This window comes from Calditrichota bacterium (assembly GCA_020637445.1).
Taxonomy (GTDB): domain Bacteria; phylum Electryoneota; class RPQS01; order RPQS01; family RPQS01; genus JABWCQ01.
Genome location: JACJVZ010000001.1, coordinates 475192 through 488343, shown reverse-complemented (window position 1 = coordinate 488343; position 13152 = coordinate 475192). Strand labels below are relative to the sequence as shown.

10 protein-coding genes are annotated in these 13152 nt (G+C 53.9%); 4 read left to right on the top strand and 6 right to left on the bottom strand.

Annotated features, from left to right (window positions below; all coding sequences use genetic code 11):
• Positions 1–44: 44 nt before the first annotated feature.
• The 6 genes from H6507_01840 to ggt all read right to left on the bottom strand — a co-directional run bounded on the left by H6507_01840 (position 45) and on the right by ggt (position 6570).
• Complete coding sequence (locus tag H6507_01840; GenBank protein ID MCB9367843.1) at positions 45–758, bottom strand: LamG domain-containing protein; 714 nt, start codon at positions 756–758, stop codon at positions 45–47.
• Positions 755–1312: a hypothetical protein gene (locus tag H6507_01835; GenBank protein MCB9367842.1), complete on the bottom strand. Its 558-nt coding sequence runs from the start codon at positions 1310–1312 to the stop codon at positions 755–757. Before H6507_01835 ends, H6507_01840 begins: the two co-directional genes overlap by 4 nt.
• Positions 1313–1323: 11 nt before the next feature.
• A complete protein-coding gene (locus H6507_01830; GenBank protein ID MCB9367841.1) occupies positions 1324–2454 on the bottom strand; it encodes a succinylglutamate desuccinylase/aspartoacylase family protein in 1131 nt (376 codons plus the stop codon).
• 150 nt (positions 2455–2604) lie between these two features.
• On the bottom strand, positions 2605–3882 hold the full coding sequence (locus H6507_01825; protein ID MCB9367840.1) for a TRAP transporter large permease subunit: 1278 nt from the start codon (positions 3880–3882) through the stop codon (positions 2605–2607).
• The gene (pgsW, locus tag H6507_01820; protein ID MCB9367839.1) at positions 3879–4856 is read right to left on the bottom strand and encodes a poly-gamma-glutamate system protein; all 978 of its coding nucleotides are present in this window, start codon (positions 4854–4856) and stop codon (positions 3879–3881) included. Before pgsW ends, H6507_01825 begins: the two co-directional genes overlap by 4 nt.
• A 10-nt stretch (positions 4857–4866) precedes the next feature.
• Complete coding sequence (gene ggt / locus H6507_01815; GenBank protein ID MCB9367838.1) at positions 4867–6570, bottom strand: gamma-glutamyltransferase; 1704 nt, start codon at positions 6568–6570, stop codon at positions 4867–4869.
• Between the two features lie 258 nt (positions 6571–6828).
• On the opposite strand from ggt, the gene H6507_01810 reads away from it, so the two are divergent.
• The 4 genes from H6507_01810 to H6507_01795 are packed head-to-tail and all read left to right on the top strand — an operon-like array spanning position 6829 to position 13099.
• The gene (locus H6507_01810; GenBank protein MCB9367837.1) at positions 6829–7290 is read left to right on the top strand and encodes a MarR family transcriptional regulator; all 462 of its coding nucleotides are present in this window, start codon (positions 6829–6831) and stop codon (positions 7288–7290) included.
• A gap of 23 nt (positions 7291–7313) precedes the next feature.
• Complete coding sequence (locus H6507_01805; GenBank protein MCB9367836.1) at positions 7314–8738, top strand: efflux transporter outer membrane subunit; 1425 nt, start codon at positions 7314–7316, stop codon at positions 8736–8738.
• An 18-nt stretch (positions 8739–8756) separates the two neighbouring features.
• Entirely contained in the window at positions 8757–9911 is a 1155-nt protein-coding gene (locus H6507_01800) for an efflux RND transporter periplasmic adaptor subunit (GenBank protein ID MCB9367835.1), read from the top strand.
• Positions 9908–13099, top strand: coding sequence for an efflux RND transporter permease subunit (locus tag H6507_01795; GenBank protein ID MCB9367834.1), 3192 nt, complete (start codon positions 9908–9910; stop codon positions 13097–13099). The genes H6507_01800 and H6507_01795 overlap by 4 nt, the downstream gene beginning before the upstream one ends.
• Positions 13100–13152: the final 53 nt, after the last annotated feature.

The following is a 13152-nucleotide window of genomic DNA, read 5'->3' as shown; positions in this document are numbered from 1 at the left end:
CGGTGCTTTCGCATCGGGCTTTTTGTTTTTCATAGCTTTTCTTATTACCCCGGATCCTTGACCCGCCGTACGGGGGAAACGATCTTCAATTCGGCATTATAGGTCGTGTAGTCCAGCGCCGTGTCGTAGGCAGGCCCCTCGTCGAAGTTGAGATAAAGCATGGTCGTCGAATCCGGAGGGAAGTCCTCACCTCGCAACGACGGTGTGAACTCCTTGGTCCATCGGCAGACATTGCTGACGCGAATGTCGTCGAGCCAGCCATCGAAACCACGCGTCGAATTATCCTCCCCTACTCCGTTGCCAACGTGAATCGGCTTCTTAGTAATAACCAGTGGTGCGTCGCTCGGCGTGGCAGTCAGGAGCTTTCCATTTACAAAGAAGCGCAGGTACTTTCCGTCTGACGTGACTGCGATGTGCTGCCATTCCCAAAACTTTATTGAATTGGGATTCGAAAGCTGCCAGCCAACCTCGCGATTTGGACGAAAGCCAATGCGACCCTCATCCGAAAGATAGAACGTCAAACTTGAAGAAACTTGATCGAGTATCCTGCCGCGACCGCCACCGCCTTGAGTTCGCGGTCGAACCCATGCTTCAAACGTGTAGTTCTTCGCTCCATTGAGCGACTGCAGCCCAACGGTTCGCTCGATTCTTCCATCGGCACTCTTTCCGTCAAAGTCCAAGCAATAGTTCAGACTGCGATGCTGCGCAAAGGCAAGATCGAAAAGCAGAATGACACAAAGCAGGCACTTTTTGCTCACTCCTCTGAAGTCTCCTCAGGTGCGACAAACCTTTCACGGAGCATAGGACCTAAATCGGCTATTTTCGCAGCTTCAAAAATAGGAGTCTTCTTTTCTTTGGCGATGGATTTGAACATTCCATCGTCGTCACCGCCGGACACGACGATCACTTCATCCGCTTTTTCCGCGCCCAAGCGGTTGAACTCGTCAGATAAAGCTCCGCGACGGTTCTTGCCGCCGATGTGTAATGCGAGGACTGGAATACTTTCTTCTCGCGCTTTGTCGAGGAGTTCCGAAATTCGAGCGGATTCCTGCTCCGCGCTTACCTTGGCCGCACCGAGTCCCTTGCTGGAGCCGCCCAGCACGATCACAACCGTCGCATGGTTTTCAAGGTCCTTGGACGTCGCCTGCAAATTCAGGTCATAGGGAATTTTCTCGCGCATCAAAAGCGTTTTCACCATTTGTGCGTCCGCGCTTTGCCCTCCGGAAGTCAGCAATATCGGCGCGGCGAACTCTTCTGCAATTGCGAAAGAAGCGAGCAGAAGGACCAAGCATGTTGTCCAGAGCGTCTTCATCGTTGCCCTTTCTATTGTGATGATGCCGTTGGCGTTGAAAGAAAAGCTCCGACACCTTCCGTCTGAAGCTCATCATATGTTGGCAGACCGTCAATTTCGACGGCGCGATCTTCGTAAAGAACGGAGAATGAACTGATCAGTTTTTTTGCGCCTTCAATGTGGCGCCCCACGCGAACCTCAATCGGAATTCCCGCTTCATCGTACGGCACGCGAGTTAGGTCGATCTGCGCGGCGCGAACGTACATCGGGTCTTTGCCGGTCAAGATTACATTCGCGTCGGTCTTACCCCGCAGCCTTCCTTGGATGACATTCGCCGACTCCATCAACGTCGCGTCCGTGGGTGTATGATCTCCCAATTCGCGATGCGAGAGTCCGTGAAAATTCGGAGGCGACGGCTCGAGCGCAAACTCCAACCCTTCTATCTGCAATTCCAAAACAGCCATCGCCGCGCAATCCATCGCACGATCATGGGCGACGATCGCATTGATCACCGGATATTCGAGCGAGGCCTCGTGCAAATCAATGACCAAGTCGACTTTCTCTTGGTCGACCAAAGTAGTGATCGCGTAGGCAATTCTCTCCGTAAAGCGACCGTCCGCGCGGCCCGGATAGCACCGATTCAAGTTACGGCTGTCGGCGCCGGAAAGTTCCTGATTAGACGGATAGTGCAAATAAACTTCTGGATCGGGCCATTGATCCAGCGGATTCGTATAGCGGCAGCCCATTCGAAATTGCCGCGAACCGGTCTCCGTTTGAATATCAAAATGTTGCGGATGGGCTTCGCCGGGCATCGTGTGTGACAGCGCTGAACGGTTGGCTCGTGGAATAACGAGTACTCGACCGCGATTCACTTGCAGCCTCTCGATCAGCATGTAGGCCGCAAGATAACTTGCCGGCTCGTCGCAATGTGTGCCCCCCAAAACCAAAACAGTGCCACCGTCTTGTCCGCTTTGGAACTCATAGACGTCCGTGTCGCCGCGCGTGCCTTTGAGACTGCCAAAATAGTCCGACAGCTTGAACGTCTTCGTCAGTGCCGGAGAAGGATAAAGCGCTTCGTCGATCTGAGATTTGCGAAACCCAAAACCGACCCAAAGAGTTGAGGCGACGACGAGAACGAGTAAAATGACCGCGCGGTAGTTCATGTTCATTTCAACATAAATACCCGCAGCAAAAACGGAATAAGCACGAGCGCGGCAGAAAGTTGCGTGCGCCAATCGCGAACGCGAAGCATCTCCCGCGCCGTCAGAAGCGATAGTAGTGCAGTTAGTATCCAGTAGAGCCAGAAAAGCATATCAGAGCAGCACAAGCAGTTTGGCGAGATCGTTCGCGAAGTAAATCAAAGCGATACACAAGATCGTCGAGAGCACAATCGGAGACGCGCAGAATCTCAGAATTCGAGACGTTTTGGCTTCACCGACAACTTGCCCGGCAAGCAACACAGCGAGTCTCGTCGGAGGCATAAAGTCGCCGATGGAGGCAAGCATGGAGAGCGCAGCGGCAACGAGAATGTTGTTCCGATCCAAAAGCGAAAGCAGAATCGGAACTCCGAGCACGACACTCGATCCGTAGGCAGAAACTCCGCCAAAAAGCGGAACCAATACTGCCATGCCGAGATAGAGCTGCCAGTCCGGCAACGACAAAAGGTTAATCACGATCCAACCGCGGGCGCCCGACAGTGTGAGGACTTCAATAAACGCACCGATGCCCGCAAGCAACGCGAGAATAGAAAGTGATTGCGACAATGACCATTTCGCTGTATCAAAGAGTTTCACTTTGTCGCCCGTGAAAAAGCCGATTGCCGCACTGACTACGAAGACCATCGGGATTCCCAAGTACGGAATTATTCCCGGCGCGAATTTTTCTCCAAGCAGCAGCGTAGCCAAGACTACGATCGGCAAGAACAACTTCGCGCCGTGTTCGGAATAGCGCGAAGCTGGAAGGTGTGCGGCCGCGTCGCGGGCGTCGAATCTCCAGAAGTATTTGCCAATGAGCAAGAACGCGCTGATCAAGGCGAGGGGAATCGTCGCAACTAAGAGCGGGAAATCGAAACCGATATACGGCATGTCGACGCCCGCACCAATCAACATCGCGGCGATGTTGACAGGCGGCGCAACCATCCCAAAGAATGCTCCCGTCGCGATAAACGCTCCGGCCACCGCTGGCGGAGCACCGGCGGCAAGTATCAACGGAGCGACCATTGCTCCCGTGGTCAAGACGCACGGCGCCGTCAATCCCGTGAACATACCGGGAAACATCACCAAGAACATCAACAAAGAAACCAAAAGGACCGGTTTGTTACCGAAGGCTTTCACGGCCCACACATTGAGTGTACTCAATGCGCCCGAGCGCTCGAAGACCGCCATGAAAAAGAGCGACGTTACAACGATCAACATCGGATCGAGATAGAGCATCGTGCCTTCGTACAAATAATGCAGGCCGATGCCATTGCCGGAAGCCAAACTTCCAGCCGCTGCCGAAAGCAGTAATGAGACACCCGTCGGAATACGCGCGAGAAAAATTCCCGCGACCAGTACAACGACCATGATCAGAAGCACTACACCTTCGGTCACGGGTGCTCCATGTGATAAACTGGAGAGGTTCCGAGACGTGGCAACGGCGCGGGATCGACGGGAATGCCCGCACTTTCGGCAAGGTCTTCGACGTGCAGAAGATTCAGCACGGGAATTCCTGAGAACAAGAAGTCAAAGACCAATCCGCCCGACGTTGCGGAAACGTCCCGCTCCCAAGCCGCGCTTCCGGGCCTGATGAAACCACCGGGGAGCTCCCGGCCTTCGGGCCCCGTCCCCAGCATGAGATGGTTTCCGCCGGCGTTGATCAACAAAGCATAGTTTTTCGGATCGCCGAACAACTGCAGTCGCTCTTCGTATTGCGCGCGTTTGTTGCCTGATTCGATCAACGCATAGCCTAAGCGCGCACATTTGCGGCGAAGCAGCTCTATCGTCTCTTCTTCCAACCCTCCGCCGATGTCGCCCGTTCCGCCCAATGTCACAAAATCACTGCGGTGTTCGAGAAGGCCCTCGCGATAGAGCACATCTTCCATGTCGAGCCACGTCAACTCAATCTGGTTCGCACCGTAACTTGACGAACCCAAACTGGCAATGCGCAAGGATGGAATTTTGAGTTCTTCGAGTGCGCACAACAACGCGAGGTTCAATCCCGGAAACGACCCCGTCATGGTTACCAACACCGTGTCCGTTTTGGAGAGCTTTTGTTCGAGCAACAACTTGGTTAAGTATGCCGCAAAATCTGGATTCGTTGCAGATCTTTTGGCGGGAAGATAGCCGTTGGTCGTCGTAAGCGGCGTGTATTCTTCTCCTACCAAACCCGTGCGATTGAAGTCGTCTTTTTCGTTGACAAGTCCGAGGCTCTGTTTGGTCAGGTAGATTTGCCGTGAAGCTCTTTGCATGTGCTGCGCGGCAGAGAGCATGTGGTCATTGGCACTTGTCTTCTTTGCCGCAAACGAAAGCAACGGTTCGACAAGTCCAACCGAACAAACCAACAGAAAGACGAGGGCGCGCGACATCATGGAGTTCTTAGTAACCGTCTGCCGCTCCATCGCGCCGAGGGTCGGAGCTTCCGACCATTTGCGGGCTGTTCTTGGGGAAATGAATCGCTTGCACTCCACCGAAATAGTTGCTGAGCGGTTCGTTGGGATAAGGCTTCCACCCTTTCGCGGCTAACGCGTCCATCGTCTCTTGCGGGATCCTGGTTTCATACACGAGATAGGTGCCTGCCGGGAAAAAACGCGGCAGGTCAAGTGCTTCGTTCAATGGAACGTCAAACTCAAGAACGGCCAGAATCACTTCGACCATAGCGGCGGGAATGCGCGGACCACCGGGAGTTCCAATAATCAGAACAGGATTTCCATCTTTGAGGATGATAGTTGGAGCCATACTTGAGACTGGGCGGTGCAGCGGAGCAATCGGATTCGGACCCGTCGTGTCGCTTTGAAAATCCGCGCAATGGTTATTGAGCAAAAGTCCCAATTCCGGGACCATGACACCCGATCCGAAAAAGTAGTTGATGGACTGCGTCAAGGTCACCAAATTGCCGTCTTTGTCGGCGACGACGAGATGTGTCGTATTCCCCGGACCAAACGCACGAATTGAATCCAGCGCGGTCAGTCTTTTCGGCACGGAGTCCATGGACATCGAATCACGCACTTCTGCAAGATACGCCGGAGAAAGCATCGTGTCTACAGGTATGCGCGCAAAGTCTGGATCGCCAAGCCAGTCGGCGGCATCCGTGCGAGCCTGACGAATTGCCATCGAAACAGTATGTATGTATTCCGGCGTCAGCAAACCTAATTTCTGAATATCGTAGGCTTCCAGAAGTTTCAGCGTTTCGAGCATGATCAATCCGCCGCCCGCAGGTGGCGACGTCGTGATGATGTCGTAGTCACGGTACTTCATCCGCAGCGGCTTGCGCTCTACGGGCTTGTACGCGTTAAGATCAGAGTCGGTAACTTGTCCGCCATGTGCGCGAATTGCATTCGCCACTTCAGTGGAATACGGCGGAAAGTAGAAATTTTCTAAACGTGTGCTGGAGAGAAAACTCAATAGTTGGCCAAGTTTGGGCTGAGTGATTCGGAATCCCGCCGAAGGCGGAAGTCCGTCTTCAAGAAAGATTCTGGACATAGCCGAATCTTCCATCAGTTCTTCAGCATGATCAAAAATGATCGCGGCTTGCTTTTCGGAAATCGTGTAGCCTGTGTCTGCAATTGCTATTGCATCGGCGAAGAGTTCGGGCATTGTGCGGGTTCCGAACCGTCTGTGCAGTTGCTGCCAACCTGCCGCGGCCCCCGGAACCAAAACCGATGTGCCTCCGGAGCGCTGCACGAGTTTCAACGTGTCGTCCGGCTGGAAGTAAATGTCTCGTTTCATTCTTGCCGGCGCGCGCTCGCGATAGTCGAGCATATACACCGAATCGCCGGACGCGTCATAATACAAAGCAAAGCCGCCGCCGCCCAAGCCGCTCGCGTGAGGTTCGACGACGTTCAAGGTTGCCAAAGCTGCAAGCGCAGCATCCATCGCGTTGCCGCCGGAGGCAAGTACTTTTTTTCCAGCAGCCGCAGCCAGCGGATGCGCACACACAACAATGCCGCTGTCAAATGACGCGGACAGCGCTCGCGCGAAGTTCGTGTCGACCGGAGCTTCAGGGGGTGTCAATTCAGTGGCCGGCGGCGTGGTCGAAGCGCAACCGTAAAGCAAAAGGCCAAGAAATCCGATTCGGATCAAGGCACTCCAGGAGGTAGCTAAGTTGAGAATTCTCATAGACCTTAAATGAACAAAAACCAGCGGCTAAAGTCAAGGAAACCGCAGTCATTTGGAAGGACCTCGGAGGACTCGACAATCCTCGGCACGTTCACGTTGTATTCTTAAACTATTTGTTAATTAACATCTTAGGATTATTGACTTGACTTGCTATGGACTTAATTCGTTTGTACCTTGTAACTTCTTACATAAATTTTGTGTTCTAATTTCATGAGGACTGAATTGAAGTTCGTCATAGACGATGTATTTCCGGCTTGGTGCAACCGTGCGGCCTTTGTCTTTCGGTCTGTTTTTTCGGAACGGGCCGAGGTCTTGGGACTAAATTGGGCCGAAGGGGTGATCCTGCTCAAAATGAGTGCAGGGCACAACACCCTCGCAGATTTGTCCCGCCACCTCGAGCATTCTCATCCCGCGATCTTGCGACATATTGACAAGCTGGAAGAGCTTGGATTCGTCGAACGCACAGCACATCCGGACGACCGCAGAGTGAAAATTCTTGTGATGACCGACAAAGGACATCAAACAACGAAGGCGCTGCAAGACATGGCACGATCCTATTCAAAGGAGATTGAGGAGAAATTCGGAAGAGATCGAGTTGCAGCGGCCACCGCTCTCCTCAAAGACATCGTCGCAGAATACTCAAATATCGATTTCATGGGATGTCCGAAAGGCAAAGAAGAATGATATCAAGAAAACATAGGCCATTCATGAAAATGAAATACCTTGCTCTGCTGGGTGCGGCGCTTTGGCTTGGCGGGTGTGGTTATGTACAACGACACAACGCACCAAAGGTTGACAGTCCGGAAACTTATCACAATGCGTCTCTGGATACCGCATTTCGCGACGGAGCGTGGTGGAAGGATTTCGGTGACGAATCGCTCAACACATTGATGGACGAAGCCATCGCGAACAGTCCGAGCCTCGAAGTCTCATTGGCTCGTCTGCAGCAGTTTCGCGCTCTGAGCCGTTCAACGCGCGCGTCGCTTTTTCCTTCTGTGACAGTCAACGGATCTTATCAAGACGGTGAGCGCGCCTTCGGAGGAATCGGCAAGATCAATCTTGACTATTATGACGTAAGCGCGGTCGCACAATACGAAATCGATCTGTGGGGCAAATTATCGGCTCGGCGGAGGGCCGCATTTGGCGACTTGCTGGCCTCTGAGAACGACACTCGCACAGCGCTCTTGACGCTCACGTCGCAAGTGGCGCGCACGTACTTTCAAATTGTGGATTTGAAGGAGCAGCAGCGACTTTTGGAGCAGACGCTCGCATCAAATCAAAGCGCGTACGACATCGTGTCGCACCGTTACTTGCTGGGCGTCGTCACCTCGCTTGACGTTTATCAATCGGAAGCGAATCTCGCCCAGACCAAAGCACAAAAGGCAACCGTAGACGCGACATTAGCGACGACCGAACATCTGCTTTCCGTTCTCCTGGGACGTTATCCGGAGTCGGACATTTCCGGTATCGCGAGTGCGCTGCCCCCAAAAGTATTGGATATTGGGCAGGGAATTCCCACAGACCTGTTGGCCCGCCGACCTGACATTCGCGCGGCACGCGCGAGACTCTTGGCAAATGACGCGCGTTGGGCTTCGGCAAACGCCGCGCTGCTGCCAAGTTTCAATTTGACGGGTACGCTGGGCAACGTAAACAAAGACCTTGAAAAAGCTCTCGATCCCGAGGAGCTGCTATGGAATCTCGTTGCGGGTTTGACTGCTCCGATTTTTCAAGGCGGCAGGCTCGCGGGCGAAGCGCAACGCAACGAAGCGGCGTTCTATGAATCGGCCGCGACTTACAAACAAGTTGTTCTCAACGCGTTTCGAGAAGTCGAGGATGCGCTGGTGCGAGGCGATAAGATGCGGGAACGAATCACGCAACTTGAAACCCAAACTGAGGCTGCCGGCAACTCTCTGCGCGTTGCCGAAGAACAATACCAGCAAGGCATCATCGGATACCTGCAAGTTTTGATTGCGCAGAATTCATACTATCAAGCTCAAAGCTCGCTGATTTCGGCGCGCCGCGAGCTGCTTAATAACCGAGTTGATCTGGCTACGGCGCTGGGCGGTTCGTGGACCGACGAAGTGCTGCGCTCTCGTGAGCCGTCTCCCAAACTACATGCGGAGGTTCGCTAAACCATGACAGCGGAAACGATGAAGAAAAGTAAACGTATTCTTGTCCCCGTGCTTATAATAGTCGGCGGCTTCTTGGTGATGTTTGGACTTATTGCCAGTCGCAAGAAACCTGAATCTATCATCCCCGAGTTTCCCGGCGTGCTCGTCGAAACTATCAACGTTTCGCCTGAGGCGCACAGTGCTACAATTTACGGAACGGGAACTGTACGCGCCAAACACGAAGTCGCGCTGGCGCCGCAGGTTGGAGGAAAGGTCGATTGGATCAGCGACCAGTGCGCCGCAGGCGGCTCGTTCAAGAAAGCCGACGTGCTGTTTCGAATCGAGTCTATCGATTACGAGCTCGCGGTTGAACAGGCGAAAGCCCGTGTCGCGCAGGCAGACTATCAACTTTCCATTGAACAAGCACAAGCCGATGTTGCGAAACGGGAATGGCAAAGAATGTCCGAGAGCAAATCGAATAGTGACGATCCTTCTTCGCTCGTTCTGCGCGAACCGCAGTTGCGGCAAGCTGAATCGAATTCGGCGTCGGCGAATGCGTCTCTGCGCCAAGCGGAACTCGCTTTGGAAAGAACGCAAGTCCGCGCGCCCTTCAACGGCCGCGTTCGACGAGAATCCGTGGACATCGGACAGACCGTTTCGCCGGGAATGCCGGTGGGTGTGCTCTACTCCACGGACGTTGCGGAGATCGAAGTCGGATTGCCGCTCGACGAGCTGATGTGGCTCGATATTCCCGGTTCAAAGGCGATTGTTACAATGAACGTCGCCGGAAAAAACTATTCGTGGGAAGGCGAAGCGGTACGTTGGGTGGGAGCGCTCGACAGCGTCGGGAGGCTTGCCCGCGCGATTGTTGAAGTCGAGAATCCTTACGCACCGCGAGATGACGGCGGCCCCGAACTTGCCGTCGGCAGTTTTGTCGACGTTGAGTTCACTGGCAAAATGATTCAGAACGCAGTTAGATTACCGCGCGGGTCAATCCGCAGCGGCGATGTCGTTTGGATTGCGACTCCTCAAAATACTTTGGAGATCCGCGACGTGGTCATGCCGCTGCGCACGCGCGACTACGTCTACGTTACAGAAGGCCTGAATGCCGGTGACCAGATTGTTACGTCCCCGATATCCGGAGCGGCCAACGGCCTTAAGGTGCGCGTCGCGGAGGGAGGTGCTCGCGAATGAACTCTTGGATCAAATGGATGGCCGGCAATCACGTCGCGGCGAACATGCTGTTGCTCATGTTTATCGTCGGTGGCTTTTTGCTCGCGCCGACGATCAAACAGGAGGTTTTTCCGGAAGTGGAACTTGACCAGATTCAAGTCGCCGTGACATTTCCGGGTGCCGGTCCGATTGAAGTTGAAGATGGAATTGTCCGGCCGATAGAGCAGGCAGTTTCGGGAGTCGACAATGTAAAAAAGATTCGCGGTTCGGCTATGGAAGGCCGCGGGACAGTGACGATTGAGCTGATCGAAGGCGCGGACCCGGATATTGCGCTGAACGACATTAAATCGGAAGTGGACCGTATCACGACCTTTCCCGAACAGGCCGAAGAGCCGGTCGTCAGCAAAATGACGAACCGCCGTGAAGCGATTTCACTGATGATTTACGGTGACGCGAGCGAGCTTGCCTTGAGGCAACAAGCGGAAAGAATTCGCGACGAGTTGCTCTCGGAGCCTGAAATCTCGCAAGTCGAGCTCGCGGCGGTCAAGCCCTACGAGATTTCGGTTGAAGTCTCCGAACAGACGCTGCGCGAATATAACCTGACGCTCAACGACGTTGCGGGCATTGTCCGCCGCGCTTCGTTGGATTTGCCCGGCGGCACGGTCAAAACATCCGGCGGCGAAGTCCTTTTGCGCACGACGGAGAAGAAATACACCGGAAATGAGTTTTCAAAAGTCGTCGTTCTGACGCGGCCGGACGGCAGCGAAGTTACGCTGGATCAGATTGCGACAATTGACGACAACTTTGAGGAAACAGATCAACAGGCATTTTTCGACGGTAAGCCTGCCGCGATGATCAAAGTTTTCAGAGTCGGCAAGCAAAAACCGACGGTTGTCGCAAAGGCCGTGCGCGACTTTATGGAAACGTACCGCGCGCAACTGCCGCCATCCATACATGTAGACGTGTGGCAGGATTGGTCCGTGATTTTCCAACAGCGCATGGATCTTCTGCAGCGCAACGGTATCATGGGATTGATTCTTGTCGTGCTGATTTTGGCGATGTTCCTCGAGTTGCGGTTGGCATTCTGGGTGTCGATGGGTATTCCCGCTTCCTTTCTTGGCGCGCTGATGCTGATGCCTGCGTGGGACGTATCGATCAACATGTTGTCGCTGTTCGCATTTATTCTCGTTTTGGGTATGGTAGTTGACGACGCCATTGTCGTAGGTGAGAACATTTTTCAGCACAGGTTGATGGGCAAGTCCTACTTTCAGGCCTCTATCGACGGAGCGTCGGAAGTCGCCGGACCTGTCACATTTTCGGTGCTCACCACGGTCGCCGCGTTTTCGCCGTTGATGTTCGTTTCAGGTACGATGGGCAAGTTCATGTTTGTGATTCCCGCCATCGTGATATCCGTGCTTCTCATCTCGATGATTGAAGCGTTTTTCGTGATGCCCGCGCATTTGTCCGGCAAACTCAGCCAGAGTCAAGCGCCGATTTGGAAGAAGATTGAACGCGTTCGCCATCACTTTGACGACTGGCTGCAAACATTTATCGATAAGGTCTACTCCCCCACTCTGGCGGCGGCGACCAAGCACCGCTACGTGACCTTCGCGCTGGCGACCGCTCTGTTGTTAGCAACGGTCGGAATCATCGGCGGAGGCTTAATCAAGTTCGAGTTCTTACCGTCGATTGACGCGGACATCATCAACGTGCAAGTGACTATGCCGCCGGGAACTCCGATTGAAGAGACTCGAAAAGTGACGGAGCAAGTTCGGCAAGCGGGGCTGCATGCGATCGAAGAGTCGAACGGCAATCAGGAAGACGGAAAATCAAATCTCGAGCACATGTTCATCGCGACGGGATTTCAGGTTTTTGAAGGCGGACCGCAAGGTGTACGAGAAAACATCGGTTCAAACCTCGGGCAATTGCGGGTTCTGCTTGTGCAACCTGAATTCCGCAGCATGCGGACTCCGGATATCGTGAATTTGTGGCGCAAGGAGGTCGGCGAGATTCCCGGCGTCGAGCAGATCCAGTTTAACGCGAGCCTTATGTCACAGGGCGCGGATATCGGAATCGAACTCTCGAGCGATAATTTTGGTCAACTTCTTGCCGCTGTGGACCGTCTCAAAGAGAAACTTGACACGTACGACGGCGTCTATGATATTTCCGACAGTCATCTCGAAGGCAAACGTGAGTTGCAATTGACGCTCAAACCGGACGCGCGCACGCTTGGCATTACAGAGAGTGATTTGGCTACGCAGGTGCGTTCGGCTTTTTACGGAGCAGAGGCGCTGCGCTTGCAGCGCGGACGCGATGAAGTCAAGGTAATGGTGCGATATCCGAAGGACGAGCGACGTTCGCTGGCGAACGTCGACAACATGCTGATTCGCACCCGAAGCGGCGGAGAGATTCCGTTCCATTCCGCCGCGAAAGTGATTGACGCTATCGGCTACAGTGGAATTACACGCACGGATCAGAAACGAGTCGTTGTCGTGAATGCGTCCGTGGACCCGAAAGCTGCCAACGCAAGCGAAATCACCGCCGCGCTTGAGTCGGGAATCCTCGCGCAGTTAAGGTCCGACTATCCGGGTTTGCAGTACGACTACGAAGGTCAATCGAGAGACCGTCAGGAATCTTTGCAGAGTCTTGCGACCGGTTTCGTGTTCGCTCTTTTCCTGATCTTCGGCCTGATCGCAATTCCGCTGCGAAGTTTCACGCAGCCGCTCGTAATCATGAGCGTCATTCCGTTTGGGTTTGTCGGAGCGATTTTTGGACATATGTTGTTCGGCTTCAACATGAGCCTGATGTCGATGTTCGGATTCGTCGCACTGACTGGCGTCGTCGTGAACGGAGGAATTGTGATGATCGACTTCATCAACCGTGCGCGAGACGGCGGATTGCCTGTGCGTGAAGCAATTTTGCAGTCGGGCGTGCGGCGATTCCGCGCAATTATGTTAACTTCGACGACGACGTTTTTCGGACTGGTGCCGCTCATTCTTGAAAAGTCGGTACAGGCGCAGTTTCTTGTGCCGATGGCGATCAGTTTGGGATTCGGCGTGATGTTCAGCGGGTTCTTGATTACGCTGATTGTGCTGCCCGCGATGTATCTCATTTTGGAAGACGCACACGATCTGGTTGGCGCAAAGAGCCGCCACCTCGCCGGAGAAGGCAGTGACGTTCACGACGAACCGGTCTTGCAGAATCCGTAATGTGACCTAAGACTAAAAAGAAAACGGGCGGCCTTGCGGTCGCCCGTTTTTCA